The following is a 24195-nucleotide window of genomic DNA, read 5'->3' on the forward strand; positions in this document are numbered from 1 at the left end:
CACCATATTCTTCTCTGGTACACTCAGCACTTCCTCACCTTCTCCGCTGAGCGACCCACACCGGAAGGAAGATCCGATGTACGAAGCGTTGTGGCGGAGTGTGGTGACGGTGCTCGTGTTAGCGGTTCCCGTAGGGGCACAAGTCGTCCCGTCTGATTCCCCGACGTCGAGCGCTGACGCCTTCGCGCTCGCGGTCTTCGCGGAGTCGGCCCCAGAGATCGACGGAGTGCTCGACGAGCCGCTTTGGGCGTCGGCCCCGGTCATCTCCGACTTCCGGCAGCGAGAGCCGGTAGACGGCGGCGCCCCGAGTGAGGACACCGAAGTCCGAATCGCCTACGACGCGAACAACTTGTACTTCGGGTTCGTCTTCCACGACTCAGAACCTGAACTGATTCGGCGCAGCATTCTCCAACGCGAGGGCCGCATCGACCAAGACGACCACATCTGGATCGCGCTGGACACGTACAACGATGACCGTAACGCATACATCTTCGAGTTGAACTCATTCGGCACGCAGGGCGACGCCCTCTTCAGTGACGAGTCGATGACGTTAGCGGACTGGAACTGGGAGGGCGTATACAGGAGTGAAGCGCGTATCACGTCCGAAGGATGGACGCTCGAGGTTGCGATCCCCTTCACGACGATCCGCTTCACTGACGCCACCGCACCCGAAATGGGCATCGCGTTCCGGCGCGCCATCCGCAGGAAGAACGAAGAAGTGATGTGGCCTCACATCCCTCAGGATTTTCGGGGCGGCATCACGAACGTCTCACAGTACGCGACGCTTCGCGGGCTCCGTGATCTGCGAAAAGGGCGCCACATGGAGCTAAAGCCCTTCGCCATCGTCGGGGCACAGAAATTCGGGGGCTCCGAAGACACGGACGTCCTCGATGACATCGGGGTGGACTTCAAATACGCACTCACGTCGAGCGTGACCTTGGACCTCACCTACAACACCGACTTCGCGCAAGTCGAATCCGACAACGTCCAGATCAACCTCACTCGCTTCAGCCTGTTCTTTCCGGAGAAGCGGGAGTTTTTCCTAGAACGCGCAGGACTGTTCCAGTTCGGAAAGGCTCGCGACACCGAGATGTTCTTCAGCCGCCGCATCGGACTCGGGAACGACATCATCGGTGGAGGACGCGTTACCGGTCAGGCCGGCCCCCTGTCCATCGGGGTGCTGACGCTCAACACGGATGACCTCACGAACGGAACTGACGTGACGAAGGGAGCGAACAACTCTGTGATCCGGCTACGCGCGGACGTGCTCCCACGAACCACGGTCGGCGGGATCTTCACGAGCATCCAAAACTCCGAAGGCCACAACCGAGTCGTAGGCGCAGACGCTCAGGTGCGCTTCATGAACAGCAGCAGTGCGGACGGCTGGTTCGCGAACGTGTGGGACTCCGACAACGGAACGTCCTCCGCTGCCGCACTCAACGTGAATCTTCAGCCGCGGCAATCCTACTCGGTCAGCGGTGGCGTCCAGACGGTCGACGCCGACTTCAACCCGGGCCTCGGCTTCGTCCGCCGCCGAGACATGGTGAAGTACAACGCAACGCTCGCGTTCACCCCTCGTTTCGAGGGAAGTGCATGGGCCCGATCCTTGGTCAGTGCACCTGTCTTCGATTGGGTGAACGGCCAGGACGGATCGAAGCAGTCGACGAGCCAACTCTGGCACAACATGCTGAGTCTACAGAATGGCGGCGTCTTGTCGTTCAACGCGCGCAGGCGTTTCGAGCGGCTCGACCAGGCAGCATCCATCCAGGGACGCCCGCTCACTTCGGGTGACTACGAGTTCTCCTCCGTAGACCTCAGCGGTCGGACGAGCCAAAGCAACACGTTGTCCGGACGGGTGAACGCTTCCTTCGGAAACTTTTGGAACGGAACACGGACTACATACGGCGGATCGCTCACCTGGAAGACCGGCCCGAACCTTACAGTCACGGGCTCGGCGCGCCGCAACAACGTCGATCTCCCCGTGCAGGACGGTGCGTTCTCGACGACCCTGATGAGCATGAACGTGCTCGCCGCCGTATCGCGCGACCTGTTCGCCAATGCCCTGGTGCAGTGGGACGACGTCTCGGAGACACTTCAGGCCAACATCCGCATCAACTGGATCCATACTCCGGGGAGCGACCTCTTCCTCGTCTTCGACTCGGGGTATCTGACGCAGGACCTCCTCGACCCACGAGAGAGCCGTTGGCTCCGCCGGACGGGCGTAGTGAAGCTGACCTACATGCTGGCCTTCTAACGCAGAGCCCGTGAAAGCGTAGGCGGCAGGGGTTCACCGCGGCCATGCGCGCACGAGATCTCGAGACACAACTCAATCAGGTGATCGGCACGATTGTAGATCTCGAGGGCCAGGTGGATGGTCTCCTCGAATCAATCGATGGCAAGAATCTCTCCAATGAGACTCAGGTCCGAAGCACCGCCGGGCAGCTCGAAGTCCTGACCGAGGCGGAGTCATCTCAGATTTGAATGACCTGCTCGAAGACGCGCCGAAGATCATTACGAATTGGCGGAGGGTGATCAGCTAGGCGTCACTCACATAAACCGACATGTGCGAAGGGCCCGGAGCGTCACCGCCTCGGGCCCTTCTTCACGAAAGACACTGGCCCGCCCCTACCAGATCAGCGCGTGTGAGTACTTCACCATGATCTGACGTCCCGCGGAAAGCGGCAGCCGCGGGTCCATCCCGTTCGCGCGATCCATATATAGGCCCTCGTTCCACACGATCCACAGGTCCGTACCCTCACTGAAGTGGTACCGGAAGCGCATGTTCATGCTGGTCAGGTCGCTGTTGTCCGAGTACTGAGCGAACACGCTGAACGAGAGATTCGCATCGAGCGCCAGCTGGACCTTGGCCTTCCCGACGTGGATTGTGGTAGCCTGGTCGCGGTCTCCGAAGGAGATGCGGTTCGCTTCGTAGCCACCACTGAGTTCCAGGTTCTTCGAGAGCGTCCACGTCGGGTTGATTTTCAGGCCCAAGTGAGTGCCATCGTAGAACGACCCTCCGGTGAGCTCGACGTCACCACGAGCCATGAATGCTCGCGGCAGTTCGAAGCGCGCGCGCGCTTCGTGAAACCAATAGTCCCCAATCGGAACGACGACGTCGGCGATGCCGAAGTCGCGATCCAGGCTCTCGTAGGTCGAGGTTGCACCAATTGTGATCTGAGTGCCGTTCCTCAACTCCATGTTCACTTCGGGCATCACGGAGCGTGACTCCGCCGACCGATCGTCCAGGCGGAGGTAGTTGGCTCCGCGCACGATGAAGGCAGCGCTCCGTACCGATGAGGCATCATCCATGAAGTGCCGGTACTGCCCGCTCCCACCGTAGTAGAGGAAGTCGCGCCGAATCTGGAAACCGAGCCCGGGCCGGTAGTCCTCACCCACTCGGCGGAACTCCGCCGAATATCCGAGTCCCGCATCCTTGCGGCGCTCCCAGCGTGCCACGAACAAGCCGGCATCGAGCGCGCTGCCTTCGTCGATGACTTCATCGAAGGTCTGAGCCCACTTCGCGGTGACGTACTCGTCTCCCGTGACACGGATCGAAGCATCCACGCCGTACGCAATATTGTCGTTCCCGCCGGATCCGAGCCTCGTGGTCAGCATGCCACCGACCGAGGAATACGGATTCAGCACCTGCTGACTCAGCCGGAGGACACCCATGTTCTCAGCAGCCCGATTCTCATCGCCCGCAGTCTGCATGTTCAGGAACCCAAAGTCGGTCCCGCCCAACTGTCCCACGGCCCGAGCGCCTCCATAGATGCGGACCATCTGGCCATTTACCAGACCAATCTGCCGGCTATGGAAGAGGCGATCCGTGAAGCCCCCCGTAGAGAACTGGAAGGTGGATGAGCGTTCTTGGAAGAACTGCCGCTTCTCTGGAAAGAAGAGCGCGAAGCGCGTCAGGTTTACCTGCTGGTCATCTGCTTCGACTTGCGCGAAATCCGTGTTCACGGTCAGGTCGAGTGCGAGGTTCGACGTCGGCGAAAAGCGAAGGTCCAGCCCCATCTCGCGCATCGGATCGTCGTTCGTCCGCCAGCGGGTGGATGGCACTTCTGGAGGAGAAGCGAGGAACGGCCGCTGAGTCATGCCGCCCAGCCAGAACGGAGTCACATACACCGGCTTGGACTGCACGACATCGCGCAACTGGACTCGCTGGGCCTGAGACGGCTTCGCAAAGCCGATCCTTCCCCAGATGGGCTCGATAGCCGGGTAGATCTGGCGTTCGTTCTTTCGAGCAATCACCCGGTACGTGCTGAACCCCATCGTTACCTGACCGTCAACGGCCTGGAATCCGAGCGTCGAGAACGGAATCCGGAACTCGACGAACCACCCTTCCTGGTTCTGGGTCGTCACAACGTCCCAATGAGCGTTCCAGTCGGAGTTCATCGGCATACCGCCACTGAACTCGGCGTCGTTGGAGAGGGCCCTGTCGTTCCGCACACCAGCCGGGTTCGTGATGAACCAAGAGGCGGTCTCGTAGTCGTTGTAACTGTCGATAATCAACGCCAAGAGATCGTCACCGCTATACAGATCGCGATACAACGTGTTGGTACGGATCCCGCTCGGATCGGAGTCGAAGAGCCGACCGGACACGTAGAAATACTCGTCGTCGTGCGCGAGCCGGATCTCGCTACGTTCAGTGAGTGCACCACCGAATACCGGCGAGTACATCGCCATCGGGAGCGGAGCGATTGCGTCCCATGCGGGCTCGTCGACAACGCCGTCGATCACAACCGCTGACGTCAGCCGAGCGATCTGAATGGGAATCGACCGCGATCGGTCGACGAGTTCCTCCTGCGCGAGCAGGGGAGTCGATATTAAAGCCACAGTCAGGCCAGCGAGGAGCACTCGCTTCATGGCATAAGATATTGTTGGCATAGCGGTTAACGTAGAAAGGATACCGCGTCTCGCGTACCTCTCCACGCCCGAACAGGGACTCACGCAACTCTTGTTAGGCACAACGGGTACCAGAGCAACGACCCCGCCCAGCATGACTTCGTTGACGCGACACATAGGTGTGAATTAGCCTGAGTAACTATGAGGCATAGGGACAACGCACTCCGGAAGGCCCTCGCGGCCTGGCTCCCGGCGCTCTTGGTGATTCTGAGCGTCGCGGTGCCCGCACTCGAACGCGATGAATTCGCGGCCGAGACTGTGGTGGAGAGCGAGCACGCCCCAGGGACGTGCCCAACCGCACACGACCACACAGTGTGCACCCAGGTTGGTGCGAATCTCTCTGTTGCCTCGGCATCGACGAAGATCTCGCACGATCACGCCATCGTGTTGGCTTCCGCCCCCGTGGAAGCCCTAGAGGCCTCGCGCTCCGTCTTCATGGACGGGCACCCGACACGAGGACCTCCCCTGACCTGACGCACTAGCGGCCGCATACCGGTCGTCATCCGTGCGCCCACTAAGGGCGCGCACGTCACAGGTACAGATTAGGGAGATCCATCGCACGATGAACCATCCATTTCGGCACCCGGCATTCAGCTGGACCCGCATCGCAGTTCTACTGCTGGTAGGTACCACCGCACCATCCTTCGCGTCTGCCCAATCGTCGCCTGACTCTGTGCGCGCGGAGGTCGCCCGCCTGGCAGCCCTCGTCGACAGCTTGAGTCGGGAAGTAGCGAGACTCCAGGAAAGAGGTCAGGAAGAAGAGGCGACCGATGCCCTCGCTGATCTCAGAGCAGCTGCGGCGGCCGCAGCAGCTGCAGGAGGCGCGCCGTCGACCACACAAGACGAGAACCAGGAGTTCGTCGGCCGCCAACGCTCGCTTCAGGCACTCAACCCCGAGATCAGTGTGAACTCGGACGTGTTCGCGCACATTAACAAGGACGACACGGACGAGGACAACTTCTTCGCACGCGAGTTCGAGATCTCGATCATTTCGAATCTGGATCCATATTCACGGGCCAAGGTCTTCCTGTCCCGACACATTGAGGGTGGGGAATTCTCACCGTTCGCGGACGGCGATCATGGGCACGGCCACGCGGAAGAAGGTGGTGGTGGCTTCGCCGTCGAAGAGGGATACATCGAGTGGGTCAGCCTACCTGGTGGCACGAGCCTCAAGGTGGGGAAGTTCTTCCAGCAGTTCGGCCAAATGAACCGATGGCACGGCCATGCCCTTCCTTTCCAAACCCGTTCTCTCCCCCACCTCGCGTTTGTCGGGGCTGAGTCGCTCGCCCAAACTGGCGCATCGATGCACTGGCTCGCGCCGTTCTCACCCCTCGGTGGCACGTACGAAGCAACGGTAGAACTCACGCGGAGCGAGAACGAAACGTTGTTCGGCGAGTCCGGCCGCCTCTCCGTTTTGACACACCTGAACGGGTTCTGGAATCTGTCTTCATCCGTCGACTTCGACCTGGGAGCGAGCTGGCTAAACGGATCCTACGAAGACGAAGAGCACTTCATGGACCGAAACCTCTACGGCCTGGAAGCGGCTCTGAATTGGAGTCCTCCGGGGCAGTCGCGGTATCGCGGACTCACCCTTCGAGGCGGTGTCATGGCCTTGGAGGGTCTCGTAAGCCATGAGGAGAATGATGACCACGACGACCATGACGACGACGACCACGACGACGAAGACCACGACGACGAAGACGATGAGGAGGGCTTCGAGCGGGCGATCGGATATTGGGGATTAGGCGAAGTCCGACTGTCCCAAAACTGGTTGGCCGGTGTCCGATTCGACCGCACGGAAAACCCCGAGGACCCGACGGAGACGGCTTGGCTCTTCTCTCCGACGCTCACCTGGTGGCAGAGCGAGTACGTACGCCTGCGCGCCGAGTACGACCTCGTTGGACGCAGTTTCGAAACGGTACGACAGGGTCGCTTCCTATTCCAAGTGACCTTCGCGATGGGTCCCCACAAGCACGAGACCTACTAATGAACGTCACAAGACCTGTCCGGAACGCCCGCCGGGAGACGCGCCCAGTGTTCGCGACTGCCCTCCTCAGCACACTCCTGCTTGCAGCGGTACCAGCCGAAACGCCGGATCCCGACCGCGCGGCGCTCCGCATCGTGACCACACTGCCCATCTATGCAGAATTGGTCCGGGAAATCGGTGGCGGCGAGGTCGAAGTTTCCGCGATCGCGAATCCGAACGAGGACGCACACTTCGTGCGCCCCAAGCCCAGCTTCGCGAGGGATATCAGGAGCGCCGACGCGTTCGTCACCACCGGTCTCGACCTGGAACTATGGGTGCCCACCCTCCTCGATCGCGCCGGGAACGGCGACGTCATAGAAGGAGCACGCGGTTACATCACCGCATACACAGGCATCGCGCTGCTCGACGTGCCGGTCTCGGCAGACCGTAGCGGCGGAGACGTGCACATCTATGGGAACCCGCACCTCACCACGGATCCGCTACGCACGCTGCAGATAGCCCGAAATATCACGACTGGCCTAAAGCGCGTCGCCCCAGACAGGGCTGCGGTGTTCGATGCCGGATTGGCGGACTTCACGGAGCGCCTGTACAACCGACTCTTCGGAGCACGACTGGTCGAGCTGATCGGTGGAGAAACACTGGAACAACTGTCCCATGGCGGGACACTCTTCACATTCCTCGAAGCAAATGAGTATGAGGGAAACCCGCTCATCAAGGAGCTCGGAGGATGGCTCGCACGTGCTGAACCGTTCCGCGGCCAAGACATCATTTGCTACCACAAGAACTGGGCATACTTCGAAGACCGTTTCGACGTGTCATGCGCGGACTACGTGGAAGCGAAGCCCGGGATCTCCCCCACTCCAGGACATGTCGCGCAGCTGATCAACCGAATGAAGACCGAGAACCTCGACGTCATGTTGGCCGCCACGTATTTCGACCGGGGCAAGGTCGAAACAGTCGCGCGGCGCGGCGAAGCGACCCTCGTCCAGGTGCCCCTGTCTCCAGGTGCGCGCGAAGGAATCGACGATTATTTCACACTCGTCGAGACGTGGGTGACCGAACTCGCGGCGGCGTTCCGAAACCAGTGATCATCCACCATCCAACGCTCCGGACCATTTGATGTTCGAGAACCTCGATCTGATGATCCCGCCCATCGTGGCCGGACTCGTGATCCTCTCGATTCATGCCTACTTGGGACTCCACGTCCTGGGACGAGGCGTAATTTTCGTGGATCTCGCGTTCGCGCAGATCGCCGCCCTCGGGACGACCGTTGGGCTGTTGGTCGGCTTCGAGGTCGGAAGCGCCATGTCTCTGGCGTTCGCTTTGGGCTTCACCCTCTTCGGAGCATTGATCTTCTCATTCACACGAATGGAGAAGTCGATCGTTCCGCAGGAAGCCATCATCGGGACCTCCTACGTGGTAGCCTCAGCCGCGGTGATTCTGCTCGCGGGCCTCAGCGCCGAAGGAGCTGAACACGTGAGTGAGACGCTCACCGGTTCGCTCATTTGGATCGACTGGCCAGCCATCATCAAGATCGCCGTCGTCTACGCGGTCATCGGCGGCATTCACTACGGTCTGCGACGCCGCTTCCTCGCGGTGACCTTCGCCCCAGAGAAAGCGGGAAATATCCGCCTCTGGGACTTCTTGTTCTACGTGACCTTCGGGGTGGTGATCGCTTTCTCGGTGGAGGTCGCCGGCGTCTTGATGGTATTCAGCGCACTGGTCATCCCAGCTGTGATCGCGTTCCTGTACACGAACCAGTTCGGCCGAGCTCTGCTCATTGCATGGTTCGCGGGTACAATCGCGGTCGTAGGAGGGATCGGGACGTCCTTCTACATGGACCTCCCGACGGGTCCGCTCCTGGTGTGCTTCTTCGGGCTCGTTCTCGTCGTGGCTGCTGCACTTCGCCCCATATTGGGCATGAGGGCAGAAGGCGAGATCGTGGTTCGGGCACTCATGGACGAGTCGTCAGACAGCTAGGAAGTCCGGAAGCTGCGCAGTAGCTCCAGATTACGAATGTCTGCAGCAGCACCGTCGTCGCCCTTCGGTGTCTCCAGGATCTTCGGCACGTGGCGAAGACGTTCGTCCGTCATGAGCCTACGGAACGGCGCCTCGCCCAAGGTCCCTGCCCCAATCGTTTCGTGACGATCCTTGCGCGACCCGAACGGATGCTGCGAGTCGTTCATATGGATCAGGCCTAGACGGTCGAGTCCGATGATCTCATCGAATGCATCCCAGACGCCGTCATAGTCATTCACCAGATCGTACCCGGCTGAATACCCGTGACAGGTATCGAAACAGATGCCAACACGATGCCGCTGGGACTCGGGAATACCTTCGATGATGGCCTGGAGGTTCTCGAAGGTGGCCCCCACGCTGGTGCCAGATCCGGCCGTGAGTTCAAGCAACACACGCGTCCCACCCTCAACCGCCTCGAGAGACTCGGTGACTCCTTCGGCGTTCCTCACGAGTCCGGCCTCAGGATCCTTGTCCGTTGCGTTCCCCGGATGCGTGACCATGAAGTCCAACCCCAGCGTACAACACCGCTGCAGTTCGCCCTGAAAACAACGCTGCGACATGCGCCACAACTTCCGGTCTGGAGACGAGAGGTTGATCAGGTAGGAATCGTGAGCGCCCGCGAATACAACGCCATGCTCCTCACGCGCTGCCTTGAAAGCTTCCGCGGTCGCTTCATCGATCTTCGGCTCAGCCCACCGACTCGGTTGCTTAGTAAAGAGTTGGATGTTGGCGGCATTGATCTCCGCCGCGCGGGCTGGAGCGTTTTGCACGCCCCCTCCAGCTGAAACGTGGGCGCCCAATTCGTCTGAGATGGCATTTTTTTCGTTCATGGCCTCGAAGCTCTGCAAAGTTTGCCGAAAGGGGAACGGAAGCCCTGTGCCAAATTTGAATGAACCAAGACTCTAGAAATCCGTCGGTGCCCGTACGTCATTGTACATCAATGTGTTACAGCATCACTGTGCGCTCCACATCGAACATCATCAATCAGGAGGCCTCTCATGCACGTAGCGGCCGACAGATACATCGATTTGAGGGACGGACGGATGGTCCGTACCCCCCCGGCTCCGCGGAACCCGAAGCCCGAACTCATTCAAGTCATCCAATACCAACACTGGTCGTACCAAGATGGGTGGTAGGTGCTTGCACCTATCGTCACCCGTTTCTTGTCACTCGACCTGCCGTTTCGACGTTTTCGTGGAGAAGTGTCCTCGTTTCGTGACAGTCCGAACGGTGGCTCAGACGGCCCGTTTCGGCGGGCACGGCCATGGCGTCTCTGCATAAGTCGTTGTAAAGCAATGTGATGCATGACCATCTAACGGCCAGGGGATTCCCGAGCGCCGAACGGCACACGCATTGCATTTAACCCTCGTACGGCATGGAGCCGTATTCAGCGACACGGGGGTCGGAAGATGTTATTTGCGAGGAACGAATTGAGACTGCAGGGACGGGTGGGCGTGAGGGGACCGGCGCTTTGCCTGATAATGGCACTGATCGCCGTTGCGCTTCTGGCCAGCGAAGGCATAGGCCAGGAGATCCAGTCGGAAGCGTTCGACCTCGTTGGTGCGGTGGTGGACGATTCGAACGGGCAAGCCTTGGCTGGCGCCTTCGTGTCGCTGACGGGCTCCGACTGGGGCTCGATCACAAACGAGAACGGACGCTTCGCGATCCCTGACCTCGGGGCCGGGACCTACTCCATCAGGGCGGAGCAGATCGGCTACGAGACTTTGGTTTGGGAAGGGCAGATCTCTGCTGCAGCCCCGCTACAACTCCGGATGGCGCCTCAGCCCATGATTCTCGAGGGCCTTCAGGTCGTGACAGATCGATTCCAGTCAAGACGGAACGGAAACGCAACCAGTGTGCGCATGTACGACCGCACCGCTCTCACAAGCACATCCCAGCCCACGGTGTTGGACTTCGTGGCTTTCCGAGTGGGTTCGGCACGCGAACGCTGCGCCTCGAATGCCCGTGCCGACATTTGCCTAAGAATCCGAGGCCGAAATGTCGAACCTACGATTGTGGTCGATGAGCTCGAGATCTTAGGCGGAATGGACTACTTGGCAGCAATTGCACCGCACGAACTGCACATGGTGGAAGTGTTCGGCCAAGGTCGACACATCCGCGCGTACACAACGCGTTTCATGGAACGTGCGGCGAAAACGCGACTGCAGCCTGTGACTGTCCTGTTCTAGAAACGCCACCCCGAACAGGATAGCTACGTTGAGGCCGGTCCACCCAAGGGTGGGCCGGCCTCGAACCGCGTAAGCGCTCTCCAATCGTTCTGGGCCCGACGTTCCGCTAGTCGGGCAGTCCCGGCTCGGTCATTCCACGCACGTCGAGCGCCTCGTCGATGTCGACACCCTCTGGCAAAAGGTCCTCACGGACGACGATGTCGCGGACGCTCACATGCTCCTTCGCAGACGTCTTCGCCACGACAGCGGCCCGGTCATACCCGATGTACGGATTGAGTGCGGTCGCGATGGACGGGTTGAGCTCCAGTAGCTGCTGAGCACGGGCTTCGTTGGCTTCGATCCCCACCAAACACTTGTCCGTGAACGCCACCGCGATGTTGGCAAGGAGCGTGATCGACTCGAGTAGCGCCTGAGCCAAAACAGGCATCATGACGTTGAGCTCGAAATTCCCGCGCTGCCCGGCGACTGTGATCGTGGTGTGATTCCCCATGACCCGTGCGGCGACCATCATCATCGCCTCAGACATGACGGGATTCACCTTACCGGGCATGATCGAGGAGCCCGGCTGAATCGCAGGCAGCTTGACCTCATGAATCCCCGACGTCGGCCCAGACCCGAGCCAGCGAACGTCGTCCGCGATCTTCATGAAACTCGTGGCCACCGTGTTGAGGGCACCAGCAGTACTCACAGCGGCGTCCTTCGCGGCCTGGGCTTCGAAATGGTCTTCCGCCTCCCGGAAGGCGATGCCCGTCGCCGCAGCGATGCGCGCGATCGTCTTGGGCGAGAACTCTTCGTGCGTATTGATCCCCGTCCCGGTGGCTGTCCCACCCAGTGCGAGTTCCTCCAGTTCTTCCGCAGCCCGCTTCACCCGAGCAATACCCTTCTCTACCTGCTTGGCATACCCGGCGAACTCTTGGCCGAGCCGCACCGGCGTCGCGTCCATGAGGTGCGTGCGGCCCGACTTGAGGATGCCGTCGAACTCGGTGGCCTTCGCTGACAGCGCCGCCTGCATGTGCTCCAGTCCCGGAACGAGCTCGTGCTCGATGGCGACCCGGGCCGCGACATGAATCGCCGTGGGGATCACATCGTTAGACGACTGTCCGAAGTTCACGTGGTCGTTCGGGTGAACCGCATCGCCGCGAATCTCAGTGGCCAGGTGAGAGACCACTTCATTCGTGTTCATGTTGGACGACGTGCCCGAGCCGGTCTGATAGATGTCGAGCACGAACTGGTCGTCGTAGTCGCCCGCGATGACCTGATCGGCAGCCGCCACGATCGCGTCAGCAATGTCCTGATCGACATGGCCGAGCTCGGCGTTCGTCAGCGCAGCCGACTTCTTGATGAGACCGAGGGCCTCGATGAAGCGGCGACCGAAACGCTGACCACTAATAGGGAAGTTCTCGACGGCCCTCTGAGTCTGGGCGCCGTAGAGCGCGTCCTCCGGGACCTGCATTTCGCCGAGAGAGTCCTTCTCGATTCTGTATCCGTCAGCCATGGGAGCCGTGTCTTTGGTGTCGCTGATGCGAACGTGAAGAGCAGACCCACCGCGGCCTGCCGGCATCACGAAATCTACCCTAGCCTGGAGGGGGTTAAAGGGGCTCGCGGATCAGCGCTTCTTCGGCTGGCTGGGTCGCATCTCCAGGCGGCTCACGTGCGCTTCCTTCGGATACGCCAGTAGCTGCATCACGGCCAAGGCACAGTCATCAACATGCAGTTTCCAAGTACGGCCGCCCTCTGGCTCGTTGCCATTGAAATACGTGTCGACGCTGCCGGGCATCACGATGCTGACCCGCACATCGTCGTAGCGCACGTCGAGCATCATGGCCTCCGTGAGTCCCAGCACTCCGAACTTGCTCGCATTGTACCCGGTGCCGCCTGGGAAAGCATTGCGGCTGGCAAGCGAGGCGATGTTCACGATGAAGCCGTCCCCGCTCGCGCTCAGATGAGGAAGCGCAGCCTTCGAGCAGTAGAACACGCCGCCCAGGTTTACGTCGATCTGGATCTGCCACTCATCGACCGTCATCTCGGATATCGGCTTGAAGATCCCTAGGCCGGCATTGTTCACCAGTAGGTCGAGGCGACCGAATCGTTCAATGGTCTGCGCAACGAGCTGTGCACACTGATCAGGCTTCGCAACGTCGCACACGACCCCGAAAGCCGAGTCCCCGAGTTCAGCGGCAACAGCATGGACCTCAGATTCGTTTCTCGCGCATATCGCTACGGAACCTCCGGCTGACAGGACGTGCTCAGCGACAGTCCGTCCGATACCCTTGGTGCCACCAGTCACGATGGCGACCTTGCCGGTTAGATCCGGCATATTTCGACCTCTCTGTTTTCGCGTGAAGAATGCACTGGCCGACCCAGGCCCCCGCAGGCTATGAGTGTGAACATGACTGAGCAAATTTCGCAACGTGTTGCCCTAGTAACGGGGGCCGCCGTACGGGTAGGTCGGGCCATCAGTCTGGCGGCGGCACGAGCCGGATATGACGTCATGGCTGTCTACCGCTCATCCGCGGCACACGCGGAGTCTCTCCGTGAAGAAATCAACGCCATGGGAAGACGATGTCATACCCTGTCCGCGGATCTCGCCGATCCAGTGGCTTCCGAGGTGGTCGTGTCCACGGTCCAGGCGGAGTTCGGCAGACTCGACCTACTCGTGAATTCCGCAGCGAGCTTCGACAGTAGAGATCTGCTCGACGTGGACGCAGACAACTGGGATCGGGTGATGGCCCTCAACGCGAGGGCTCCGCACTTGCTCGTGCGGGCCGCCGCTGACCTCCTCCGGACATCCCGTGGGAGCGTCGTGAATATCACAGACCTCTCCGCGTTCCAGCCGTGGACCGAATACCCCGCCCACTCGGTAGCCAAAGCCGCTTTGGCTCATCTGACTCGTCTGCAAGCCCGTGCTCTCTCACCTGAGATACGAGTGAACGGGATCGCCCCGGGTGCAGTGCTGCCACCGGACGACTGGCCAGAGGATCGACGGACGGCGCTCGCACAGACCGCGCCGCTCAAAAGAATCGGATCTCCAGAGGACGTGGCCCAGGCCGTCCTCTTCTTCGCGAAGGCAGAATTCGTCACCGGCCAGATCCTCGCCGTCGATGGCGGACGGTTGCTGGGCCCTGCGGGTCCACCTGTTAGCTAGATGCCACCAGGACCCAAGAGGGTCACCGCCCAACGACCCGAGGTCTTGGCACAACGCGATTCCGCTTCCATCCCGCCGAAGTGGTAGAACCTCTCCAACTCGTCTCCCACCTCGACCGCGACCGGCGCGGGAAGAACACCGATGGGGGGCGCCTAATGATTCGTCGGAGCCGGCCTGATTCACCGTCGTTGTCGCAGAGGCCTTGCAGACCAACTCCCGGTTTGTGAACAGATCGAACTCGCAAACACATCAAGGACCGCGAGCCCGTAGGGGCCACAGTGCAAGATCCGATCGGCAACCTGAGGAGTCATGTCCTCGGGATCACGCAGATCGACCCCTACTTTCGGAAGTCTCCCAGCACCAGTGTCTCATCAAGACTCACTCAAGCGCTTGCGGCCCCCTAACCTGGCGGGTGCGCCTCCAACGGCGCGGGCAGTTCGGACCGTGGCGTCCCAAAGCTGCAACGGAAGCCTCGACAGCGCATTGTACGGCATGCCCCACCGGTACGTAACGAATACAATCGACGCACCTCGACGTGGTCGGACCGCTCCCAACCCGGCGGAAACAGGTCGTGGAACTGTTCGATGATCCCCGGCTGGTCAGATCTGAATCCGATGTGGCTGCCGTAGGACTTCATGGTCATCCCTTCCACCCACCCGTGGCGGTCGACGACTTCCATTCAGTCGAAGGTGTAGGAAAGCCTCGGTAGCATATGCATCGCGGTTCGGGGGCATAGGACTCGGAACATCCGTCCGGCACGACCAAGATCGCCACGCGCAGACGCAATCCAAAGTGCCCTCGGAATTAGGCGTCGCGACGCGCGCGGATCATCTCCGCCCTAACGGCCACGCCGTGCATGAGCCCGAGCGCAAAGCGGCCGAAATCCACGACCGCGAGGACGGGGCCGCCCGCGGCCCGACAGCCGGCAACGAATCGACGTAGGCTTTCACCAGGACGCCCCCGCTCCAGCAAACCGCGGATGGCCCACCTCCAATAATGACAGGCCCACCCGCGTGAGATCCAACGGGACTCAACCCCATCAGAGCTGCGCGCAGCGAGTCGTTCATAGAGCGCGTCCACCTGGCGGTACGCTTGGTCCAGGTCACTCGTGAGGCTCCCGCGGCTGAGTCGGTACGATCCCAGCGCTTCACCTACGAACACGACCTCAGAACCTCGAGCCATCCGAAGCCACTGCTCGTAGTCCGCCGGCATGTTCAGGGTCGGATCGAAGGGCCCTGCGGCCTCGTACGCCTCCCGCGAGATCATCACGGTTACCGTGGGGATAAAGTTCTCGACCAAGAGAGGGTGGAGGACTCTGCCCTCGTGCGGCTTCACCCGGCGCGCGTAGCGGCCGAGTTCAGTGCCTTCCGCGTCGATGACTTCACAATCGGAATAACAGAGCCCGATCTCGCTCCCCGTCATGATCTCGACCTGCCGCTCGAGTTTGTCGGCACGCCACAGGTCGTCGTGGTCTAGGAACGCGATCAAGTCTCCGCGTGCAGCCTGGAGGGCCTTCCCCCGCGCGGCCCCAAGCGTGAGTCGCTCCGAGCCACCCAGTACCCGAGTCCGCGTGTCGAACGCACGCGCCAGATCCGCGCTGCCGTCATGGGATCCGTTATTCCAGAAGACGAGCTCCCAATCCTCGAAGCTCTGAGCCTTCAGACCGGCGAGGCTCTCCGGCAAGAGAGCCGACCCGTTGTAACACACCATGATGACCGAGACTGTCGGTCGCACATCCCCGGTCTCTGCACGCTCGGCACTCACGACGAGGTGCGGCGCTCAGCCGGCCGTGACCAACTCGTCGTCCGCATGGGCCTGGGCATCGGGTCCGCCGTGTGCCAGCCAACGCTCGGCTTCTAGTGCTGCCATGCAGCCACTTCCAGCCGCGGTAATTGCCTGGCGGTAGAAATCGTCGAAGACGTCTCCCGCTGCGAAGACGCCCGGCACTGAGGTTACGGTCCGCCACGCCTCCGGCAGTTCGACGTACCCATTGTCCTTGAGCGCCACCACACCGTTCAGGAAGGCCGTGTTCGGCGTGTGACCGATGGCCACGAAGAGCCCGCCGACAGCGACTTCGCTCGCCTCTCCGGTAACCGTGTCTTCGAGCTTGAGCGACGTAACGATCTCCTCACCCACGACGTCCGTGACGGTCTTGTTCCACTCCACACGGATCTTCGGGTCGTTGAGCACACGTTCCGCCATGATCTTCGATGCGCGGAACTCATCACGGCGGTGAACGACGACCACTTCCTTCGCGAACTTCGTGAGGTAGAGTGCGTCTTCCATGGCCGAGTCTCCGCCACCAATGACGGCCAACACCTGGTCACGGAACGCGGGCAAAGCACCGTCGCATACCGCACAAGCACTCACGCCTCCACCGGACTGGGCGAGCTTCTCTTCGTTGGGCAGTCCGAGCCAGCGAGCATTCGCACCGGTCGCGAGAATCACGGAGTCGGCGAAGACCTCCTTGCCACCACTGGAGACAAGGCGGAACGGGTACTGCTCCACATCGATCTCTACGATGTCTTCCCAGATCGCACGTGTGCCGAAACGGAGGGCCTGCTCCCTCATCTCCATCATGAGATCCTGCCCCATCACGCCTTCTTTGAATCCCGGGTAGTTCTCGACCTCGGTCGTGAACATTAGCTGCCCCCCCGGGATCATCGTGCGGCTACCAGCCCCTTCGAACACGAAAGGCTCCATCTGGGCGCGCGCGGCGTAGATAGCCGCGGTCCAGCCGGCTGGCCCCGACCCAATGATGACGACGGTCTCCCGCTCACGTACTTCGGTCATTTCTGCTCTGCCTGTCGTTGTCGCGGGGAGAGCAGGACGCCCTCCACACCATCACAATTCCCGGGGGTTCCCGACCGGGCTATTCCTTGAAGACCTTCATGTTCGTCGAGTGACCCGGGTTCACGCGAGCGCTCGGGTCCACGAAGTGCACCGCATTGTTCACAGCCACCGCAGCCTCAGCAAATCCCGTCGCAATGAGGTCGAGTTTCCCCTCGTAATCGACCACGTCACCCGCGGCGAAGATCCCGTCCACATTGGTCGCCATGAGTTGATCGACCTTGATGCGGTTCTTCTCGACTTCCAGTCCCCAAGCCTTGATTGGGCCAAGGTCCGGCTTGAAGCCGAGGCAGGACAACACGACATCACACTCGACGGTCTCGTCCTCGTCCGTACGGTTGTCGAACACGGTGGCACTGTGCACGACGTCCTCTCCGTGGACCTCTCGTACTTCATAGAACGTCCGAAGATCGATCTCACCAGCCTCGGCGGCGGCTTCCATCTGAGTCACAGAAGCCGCGTGTGCGCGCCATCCGTCGCGGCGATGGACCAGTGAGATCGAGGACGCGATGCCCTTGAGCATCAGAACGAAATCGAGCGCCGAGTCCCCGCCACCCACGACAATGACCTTCTTGTCTCGGAACGACTCTGGGTCCTTTACCGCGTACTCGATGCCTTTCTGGAAGAAGTCCTCGTAGCCGGCACATTTGAGCGGCATTGGCTCAAAGGCTCCCTTGCCTCCTGCGATGACGATGGATCGGGTCAGATAAATTCCGTTCGCGCACCGCATCTCGAAGTGGTCGTCCTTTCGTTCGACCTCCCCAACCTGTTCATCGAGAATCACTTCGGGATCGAATTGCAGCGCCTGCTCCACAAGTCCTTTCACCAAGTCCTTCGCTAGAACCTTCGGGAAGCCACCCACGTCATGGATGTACTTCTCAGGATACAGCGCGGTGAGCTGTCCCCCGAGGTCGGGCAAGGAATCGACAATGCGGCACGAGGAGCCGCGCATGCCCGCGTAGAAGGCGGCGAAAAGCCCCGTAGGACCACCGCCGACGATCGTAATATCTCGAATATCGTTAGCCATGAAGGCTCAAGTGTAACCGGACGGCGAGGCCCATCCAACGGGCCCCGGACGGGCTACGACGCGGGTGCGCCACGATAGAAATCAGAGGCCTTGTAGCGCTCCAGTCCGCCTACGATGAGCAGCTTGGTGACAGCCGCTGCGGGGACCCCGATCAGGAGCCCGACGAAGCCGAAGAAGAAGCCTCCCAGCGCGAGCGCGAGCACGACCCACACCGGATGCAAGCCGACCGATTCACCGACGATTCTGGGACTGATGACAGTGCTCTCGAGCAGCTGAGCGACGATGTAGACGCCAGCCACTTTGATTAGCGAGATGCCGACGCTGCCACTCACAAGGGCAATGAAGATGGCCGGGATCACCGACAAAATCAGACCCAGATAGGGAACCACGGAGAAGATCGCGACGATCAGACCCAACGTCGCCGCGTGTGGGAATCCGACGACCCAAAGCCCAAGACCCGTAATGAGCCCGATCGCGATCGCCACGGTCACCTGCCCCCGCAGATATCGCGAGATCAGGTTGTTACAGCCTGAGGTAAACGAGACGAACGACTCACGTCTGTCGGCGGGGAGCAGTCCTGCAACGGTTGCGGTAAGTCCGTCCCAGTCGCGCAGCAGGTAAAAGGTCAGGACGGGGGTCAGAGCCACATAGCCGACAAGCCCGAGCATCGAACCGAAGCCGCGCCCTACACCGAGAACCCCGGTCCACAGCCAGGTGGTCAGGGCCTCCTGCCGCTCCTGAAGGAACGCCACAACCACCGCTGAGTCCACGTTACGCAAACGCTCAAGCAGGGCCTCCTCGTCAATGAGCGGGAAGTCCACCGAGAGCAATCGTTCGCGACTCGCTTCCAGCCATCCAGCCATCCTTTCGAAGAGGAGCGGGGCGGCCTGAACGATCTCGCCGAGCTGTTGAATCGCGGAGGGCAAAACCAACAAGAACAGAACACCGAGTAACCCAACCGCAGGTAACGTCAGAAGCGCGATAGCGGCTGTTCTGGGGACGCGTCTCTGCTCAAGCGCGTCCACGAGCGGGTCGAGGACATAGGCCAGCACCATCGCCAACACGAACGGAGCTAGAAGGGAGCCTGTGGTCGAAAGCAGCCAGATAAGCGTGAGGAGTCCAGCAAGACTGACGAGCTCCGTATGGCCTTCCTTCCCTCGGAATGGGAGGAGCACGGCCCATAGTAGAGCCAGTAGCATGACTGGGTTCAGAATGTCCGATGTCGCAACGAGAAAGAACCCCAGAACGAGGAGCACCGCTGCTCCCTCGACCACGCGCCACACAGTCAGTTGGGTCTGCTGATTATCCACGTTCGACTTCCGACTTGGGTTTCTTTCCCCGTTCCCCCACCGCCTGTATCGCCACCTTCATCACTTCACGCGCATTGTCATACGTGATCTTCTTCGGCGCATCCTCCAGGGGCACCCAAACACACTCGGTGATGGCCTCTTCGAGTTGAGGCACAGGCTCACCCGAGTCCGAATCCATCAAGTAGAATGTGGTGAACTTGTGGACCTGCGCATCTTGAGAACGGAAATACCAATCGATCGTGACGAGCTCGGGCCCCAGACGGAGGTCCGTCAATCCGGTCTCCTCGCTCACTTCCCGGAGCGCTGCTTCATGGGGCTCCTCGCCTTCCTCGAGATGTCCCTTCGGAAGCCCCCAATTCCTGTACGGATCGCGGATCACCAAAGCGAAAGTGCCCTCGTCGGTAGTACGAACCACAACCCCACCCGCACTTCGCTCTACCCGAATGGGCACTGGGCGCTGTGCCACGATCGCTCCTAGAAGATCGAGAGTCGGACGTACCGGCGCGGATTCGCGCGAACGTCCTCAAGGAGAAGAGCAAGCTGGCCCAGCACATCTTCCGCGCGGACCGCCAGCGTCGAGTCTACGAGCAATCGGCCGATCGCACCTTCACCCGACTCGATCATCGCCGTGATTCGATCCATACGAGCAAACGCGGAATCGGCTCGTTCAAACGTGCCCGCCATGCCACCCGTCGCCGCCGACATGTCCGTGGCAATCGCGTCGATCCCGCTCGATGCCGATCGAATGTTGGCCACGATCGAATCGATCTGGGCATCGGTGAGAATGGCTTCGATACGCTCGAACGAGCGCCGGGCCACCACAGACGCTGCTTCCACTTCGTTCAGCGCGCTGTCGGCACTCGCGGTCACACTATTCGCCATCGCGGACTGTTGCACGACGAGATCCCGAATCTCGAGGCTGATCTCCTCTAGGTTGCCAATCGCCGAAGCGAGAGCCGCAGCCGTGGAGTCATTGAAGGCAAGTTCGAGTCGGTCTGACAGACCCGCGACGTTGTCCGCGATTTGTTCAGCAGACGCCGTAAGGCGAGAGAGTTCCGGCAGCGCATACCCAGGCAGCACTCCGCTCGGCGTACCCTCAGGCAACTGGTAAAACGGGAATCGCGGGAACTCGGCACGAGAGACCACCTCCGCCTGCCAGTCCCCGAACATGGACTCAGGACCAAGGATGACTGCAGCGTCTTCCGGGAGCATGACCTCTTGGTCCACCATCAGCGTGATCCGGACCGCAGCCCCGTCGACACCGATCTCGTCGACTACGCCAATGTTGACGCCGAGGTACTTCACAGTGTTGCCGCGGTTGAGCTGGCCCACATTACGAAGCAGTACATCGGTCGAAGCCTGCGGGCGTCCGAAATTCGCGCCATTCAAGAAGAACGTCCCGAGCACGGCGATAGCAATAGACACGATGATGACGACCCCAACCATCAACTCTCTACTGCGATTCATGTAGCCGACTCCAACAATTCGGGCCTCCCCTCGATGAATCCCCTCACGACCGGATCGGTCGCGTTCCGAACCTCGTCGGGCGTGCCTTCGAAGCGAATCTGGCCATCGTAGAGCATGGCGACGCGGTCAGAAATCCTGAAGGCACTGGTCATGTCGTGTGTAATCACCACCCCAGTAACCCCCAGTTGGTCCGACATCCGGACGATCAGCTCATCGATGACCGCGGTGGTAACCGGATCAAGACCGGTCGTCGGCTCGTCGTAAAGCAGGTACTTCGGTTCCGTCGCGATGGCCCTCGCAAAGCCGGCACGTTTTCGCTGGCCACCAGACAGCTGAGAGGGAAAGCGATCCCCGTACCCGTCCAGATCCACCAGATGGAGGCAATCAAACACTCGGCTGCGAATCTTGGCTTCAGTCATGTCGGACATGCGGCGGAGCCCCATCCCGACATTTTCCTCAATGGTCATCGAGTCGAAAAGCGCCGCGAACTGAAAGACGTAGCCAACCCTTCTTCGCAGCACGTAGAGGGTTTCGAGGTCGAGACGACTCACGTTCTCCCCGTCCACCCAAATTTCACCCTGATCCGGACGGAGGAGGCCGACAATGTGTTTGAGCGCGACAGATTTTCCGGTCCCCGAGCCACCGATCACCGAAAGCGTATCACCGTCTTGTACGGACAGGGTGAAGCCCTTGAGCACCTGATTCACGCCGAATGCCTTGTGGACGCCAATGAGTTCGATGCTCATAGCAGTACCGCCGCCCAAAAAGCATCCAGCACCAAGATGATCATGCTACTGACCACAACGGCTTGGGTCGCAGCTTGTCCCACGCCCTCCGCGCCGCCTCGGGCATGGAAACCGAAGAAGCACCCGACCGACGTGACCGTGAGCCCGAATGTCGCCGACTTAATGGCCGAGAATTGGATGTCCCACGGATCGAAGTAGAGACGAAGGCCCTTCAAGAACTCGAACGAGGACATGTCGAGGAGCGCCTGTGCGGTGACCCAGCCAGCGAAGACCCCAAGCGCGTCAGCGAGAATGACCACGACCGGGAACATGAGCACCCCGGCAACGACACGAGGCACGACGAGATACGCGGCCGGATCGTACGCCAACGTCTCCAGTGCATCGATCTGCTCGGTGACGCGCATGGTGCCGATCTCAGCAGCAATGTTGGCCCCGACACGTCCAGAAAGGGCTAATCCCGTCAGAACGGGCCCTAACTCCAAGACCATGGTCTTGCCGACGAGCGTCCCCACGAAATAGAGCGGTACCGCCCCGGTGAACGTGTACTCGGCCATCTGCGCCAGGACGATCCCCGTGAACGTCGCTATAAAGAGCGCAATCGGGACAGATTCGACCCCCACCTTTACCATCTGCGGGAGGAGATGTGGCAACCACTGCGAACCATTCACCAGCGCGCGCGCGGCATCCCTGGCCAGATAGCCAGCACGGCCTAGGGCACTGACGGTCCGGATCGCGAACCGTCCCACGGCTCGGACGGGACCGGTGACGAAGTTCATGAACGGAGTATACACAATCGCAGAAGCGAAGAAAAAACGGCTTCCCGACCTAGGTCGGGAAGCCGTCGAAGTTGCAAAGCTCGTGCCACCTTAAACGCGGGGACCTTCCTCGCACTCGAGCGTGAACTCGACCTCCTCGAGTACTCCGTTCTCACCGGGCAGCATGTACGCGACCCGAATTCGTTTCACGGCCGCACGAGGATCCGTAATCGAGACCTCGAAATCGAGAGACTGATCGTGTGAGACGATTCGCGTTCGAATGCGATCGCTGGGTTCCGCCTGCGCACCGCGCACCGGGTTCCTAAACAGAGCCTTGGTGGACTGTCGGCCTGTGTCGAGCTGTCTCGTCACCTTGACCAATTTCAGCCAATCAGGCTGATAATTGACCCCATATTGGAAGCCGCATTGGTCGGCTCCACTGCCTTCTCGATTGTGTCGCGCCACCCCGCCTCCTCCACGAGAGGGGAAATCCCTAAAAATCGTAAACGAATGTTTTCATCCGCTCTTGAATTGTCAAGTTTTTGCGCAGGGGGTACCGCGAAAATCGATTGAAACAGAAAGACCTTAGGCGGTCGCCCGCTGAGCTTTTTCCGGCTAAAGGTCCAGTGGGACCGGTACAAATGTCAGAAAAAATATCAAAACCAGCGCGAATCCCAACCAACGACGCACCAACCCGATGTGCTTCTCAGGCTGCACCACTGGGGGGTGATTCATGCGTCCGCGATGTAGAACTGCGATCAGTGCGGCCCAGGCCCACCAGCCCCACCACAAGAACCCAAGTGGGAGCAGCGCCACCATGAACACCTTGGAAGCACGGCTCTGCTGTTTGGGGGCCAGCGCATAGAGGATGTGGCCCCCGTCCAGTTGCCCCAAGGGCAAGAGGTTGAGAGCGGTCACGAACAACCCCAGCCAGCCGACGAGCGCCAACGGATGGAGGAGAATGGGAGCCTCTCCGAGCACTCCCGGGGCGAAGATCGAACCCATCACGTGGGTGATCACCCCATTGCCCAGCCACACCGACTGGCCCGCAAACTGGATCACAAAGGGAGTCGAACCCGTCGCACGGCCGGGCACGACCTCGGAAAGCATGAGACCGATCGCGAGCAGCGGCAGCGACACCACAAAACTCGCGAGAGGGCCCGCCGCGCCGACGTCGAACAGTACGGCTCGCTTGATGGTCGGCCCCTTCAGCTTGATGAACGCCCCGAGGGTCCCGATGATGGAGAAGTACGGCGGGCACGGAATGAAGTAGGGCAAGGTGGCCCGAACCTTGTGCACCCTCGCCGCGACGTAGTGCCCCATTTCATGGGCCAAGAGCACGCCTAGAAACGGGAACGCGAACGGGACTCCGACCCACAATGCGCGCAGATTGAGCCCCGACGGGTAGGGGATCGCTAGCGCACCAAGTCTGAGGACCTCTGTGTCGAACGGATCCAACCCGACCATGAGTGCACCCGCCGCCATGGTCGTGACCATCGTCGCCGCGAAGAGAGCCAGATGAATCCATGGGCCGCGGCTACGCTCGTCCTTGGCATGGTAGACCAAAGCCACCTGGGTCCTACCGTCCTCATAGTGAAGATGCGCCGCAGCAGGCCATTCTCGTATCGCATCCTGGACCTCTGGAGAGGCACCGGACAAATCTTCCCGAAGAGTCCCCTCGAGAAGGGTATCATTCGGAAGCGAAGTCAGCCGATACTCTTCTAGAAGCGTCAACCAGAGCCCTGGATCAGGCTTGCCTGCCTTTCGGAGGGCCATTACTGTGGCATTACTC

At 60.7% G+C, this 24195-nt stretch carries 23 protein-coding genes; 9 read left to right on the forward strand and 14 right to left on the reverse strand.

Translation table 11 applies throughout. The features are described from left to right. Window positions 1-76 precede the first annotated feature (76 nt). Together P8L30_04155 and P8L30_04160 are read left to right on the forward strand one after the other, a co-directional pair. A complete protein-coding gene (locus tag P8L30_04155) occupies window positions 77-2254 on the forward strand; it encodes a DUF5916 domain-containing protein (GenBank protein ID MDG2239369.1) in 2178 nt (725 codons plus the stop codon). Window positions 2255-2298: 44 nt separating this feature from the next. Beyond that, a complete protein-coding gene (locus P8L30_04160) occupies window positions 2299-2481 on the forward strand; it encodes a hypothetical protein (GenBank protein ID MDG2239370.1) in 183 nt (60 codons plus the stop codon). Between the two features lie 144 nt (window positions 2482-2625). On the opposite strand, the gene P8L30_04165 is transcribed toward P8L30_04160, so the two are convergent. Beyond that, window positions 2626-4869 (reverse strand): DUF5916 domain-containing protein, encoded by a 2244-nt coding sequence (locus P8L30_04165; protein MDG2239371.1) that lies wholly within the window; start codon window positions 4867-4869, stop codon window positions 2626-2628. A gap of 180 nt (window positions 4870-5049) precedes the next feature. On the opposite strand from P8L30_04165, the gene P8L30_04170 reads away from it, so the two are divergent. The 4 genes from P8L30_04170 to P8L30_04185 all read left to right on the forward strand — a co-directional run bounded on the left by P8L30_04170 (window position 5050) and on the right by P8L30_04185 (window position 8875). Further along, window positions 5050-5382 (forward strand): hypothetical protein, encoded by a 333-nt coding sequence (locus P8L30_04170; GenBank protein MDG2239372.1) that lies wholly within the window; start codon window positions 5050-5052, stop codon window positions 5380-5382. Between the two features lie 88 nt (window positions 5383-5470). Then, window positions 5471-6895 (forward strand): hypothetical protein, encoded by a 1425-nt coding sequence (locus P8L30_04175; protein ID MDG2239373.1) that lies wholly within the window; start codon window positions 5471-5473, stop codon window positions 6893-6895. Further along, window positions 6895-7983, forward strand: a complete 1089-nt coding sequence (locus tag P8L30_04180; protein ID MDG2239374.1) for a metal ABC transporter substrate-binding protein — start codon at window positions 6895-6897, stop codon at window positions 7981-7983. The genes P8L30_04175 and P8L30_04180 overlap by 1 nt, the downstream gene beginning before the upstream one ends. Window positions 7984-8014: 31 nt before the next feature. Next, entirely contained in the window at window positions 8015-8875 is an 861-nt protein-coding gene (locus P8L30_04185; protein MDG2239375.1) for a metal ABC transporter permease, read from the forward strand. On the opposite strand, the gene P8L30_04190 is transcribed toward P8L30_04185, so the two are convergent. Beyond that, window positions 8872-9744: a deoxyribonuclease IV gene (locus P8L30_04190; GenBank protein MDG2239376.1), complete on the reverse strand. Its 873-nt coding sequence runs from the start codon at window positions 9742-9744 to the stop codon at window positions 8872-8874. The genes P8L30_04185 and P8L30_04190 overlap by 4 nt on opposite strands. A gap of 168 nt (window positions 9745-9912) precedes the next feature. On the opposite strand from P8L30_04190, the gene P8L30_04195 reads away from it, so the two are divergent. Further along, window positions 9913-10050: a hypothetical protein gene (locus P8L30_04195; protein MDG2239377.1), complete on the forward strand. Its 138-nt coding sequence runs from the start codon at window positions 9913-9915 to the stop codon at window positions 10048-10050. 345 nt (window positions 10051-10395) lie between these two features. Then, complete coding sequence (locus P8L30_04200; protein MDG2239378.1) at window positions 10396-11103, forward strand: carboxypeptidase-like regulatory domain-containing protein; 708 nt, start codon at window positions 10396-10398, stop codon at window positions 11101-11103. A 106-nt stretch (window positions 11104-11209) separates the two neighbouring features. Here P8L30_04200 and P8L30_04205 read toward each other — a convergent pair whose 3' ends face one another. Continuing rightward, window positions 11210-12598 (reverse strand): class II fumarate hydratase, encoded by a 1389-nt coding sequence (locus tag P8L30_04205; GenBank protein ID MDG2239379.1) that lies wholly within the window; start codon window positions 12596-12598, stop codon window positions 11210-11212. A 111-nt stretch (window positions 12599-12709) separates the two neighbouring features. Continuing rightward, window positions 12710-13420: an SDR family oxidoreductase gene (locus tag P8L30_04210; GenBank protein MDG2239380.1), complete on the reverse strand. Its 711-nt coding sequence runs from the start codon at window positions 13418-13420 to the stop codon at window positions 12710-12712. Between the two features lie 72 nt (window positions 13421-13492). On the opposite strand from P8L30_04210, the gene P8L30_04215 reads away from it, so the two are divergent. Continuing rightward, window positions 13493-14248, forward strand: coding sequence for an SDR family oxidoreductase (locus tag P8L30_04215; protein ID MDG2239381.1), 756 nt, complete (start codon window positions 13493-13495; stop codon window positions 14246-14248). A gap of 804 nt (window positions 14249-15052) precedes the next feature. Here the strand turns inward: P8L30_04215 and P8L30_04220 are convergent. The 10 genes from P8L30_04220 to P8L30_04265 all read right to left on the reverse strand — a co-directional run bounded on the left by P8L30_04220 (window position 15053) and on the right by P8L30_04265 (window position 24179). Further along, window positions 15053-16012 carry a glycosyltransferase gene (locus P8L30_04220; protein ID MDG2239382.1) on the reverse strand — a complete coding sequence of 320 codons (960 nt, stop codon included), beginning with the start codon at window positions 16010-16012 and terminating at the stop codon, window positions 15053-15055. A gap of 15 nt (window positions 16013-16027) precedes the next feature. Then, complete coding sequence (trxB, locus tag P8L30_04225) at window positions 16028-17041, reverse strand: thioredoxin-disulfide reductase (protein MDG2239383.1); 1014 nt, start codon at window positions 17039-17041, stop codon at window positions 16028-16030. Window positions 17042-17120: 79 nt separating this feature from the next. After that, window positions 17121-18125, reverse strand: coding sequence for an NAD(P)/FAD-dependent oxidoreductase (locus P8L30_04230; protein ID MDG2239384.1), 1005 nt, complete (start codon window positions 18123-18125; stop codon window positions 17121-17123). Between the two features lie 53 nt (window positions 18126-18178). Next, window positions 18179-19435 carry an AI-2E family transporter gene (locus tag P8L30_04235; protein MDG2239385.1) on the reverse strand — a complete coding sequence of 419 codons (1257 nt, stop codon included), beginning with the start codon at window positions 19433-19435 and terminating at the stop codon, window positions 18179-18181. Then, window positions 19428-19901: an NUDIX hydrolase gene (locus P8L30_04240; protein ID MDG2239386.1), complete on the reverse strand. Its 474-nt coding sequence runs from the start codon at window positions 19899-19901 to the stop codon at window positions 19428-19430. The genes P8L30_04235 and P8L30_04240 overlap by 8 nt, the downstream gene beginning before the upstream one ends. A gap of 8 nt (window positions 19902-19909) precedes the next feature. Continuing rightward, on the reverse strand, window positions 19910-20902 hold the full coding sequence (locus P8L30_04245; GenBank protein ID MDG2239387.1) for an MlaD family protein: 993 nt from the start codon (window positions 20900-20902) through the stop codon (window positions 19910-19912). After that, window positions 20899-21648 (reverse strand): ABC transporter ATP-binding protein, encoded by a 750-nt coding sequence (locus tag P8L30_04250; GenBank protein MDG2239388.1) that lies wholly within the window; start codon window positions 21646-21648, stop codon window positions 20899-20901. The genes P8L30_04245 and P8L30_04250 overlap by 4 nt, the downstream gene beginning before the upstream one ends. Beyond that, on the reverse strand, window positions 21645-22424 hold the full coding sequence (locus tag P8L30_04255) for an ABC transporter permease (GenBank protein ID MDG2239389.1): 780 nt from the start codon (window positions 22422-22424) through the stop codon (window positions 21645-21647). Before P8L30_04255 ends, P8L30_04250 begins: the two co-directional genes overlap by 4 nt. Window positions 22425-22514: 90 nt before the next feature. Then, window positions 22515-22868 carry a hypothetical protein gene (locus tag P8L30_04260; protein MDG2239390.1) on the reverse strand — a complete coding sequence of 118 codons (354 nt, stop codon included), beginning with the start codon at window positions 22866-22868 and terminating at the stop codon, window positions 22515-22517. Window positions 22869-23018: 150 nt separating this feature from the next. Next, complete coding sequence (locus P8L30_04265) at window positions 23019-24179, reverse strand: site-2 protease family protein (GenBank protein ID MDG2239391.1); 1161 nt, start codon at window positions 24177-24179, stop codon at window positions 23019-23021. Between the last annotated feature and the right edge of the window lie 16 nt (window positions 24180-24195).

The sequence above is a fragment of the Longimicrobiales bacterium genome, assembly GCA_029245345.1.
Taxonomy (GTDB): Bacteria; Gemmatimonadota; Gemmatimonadetes; order Longimicrobiales; family Gaopeijiaceae; genus CALFPJ01.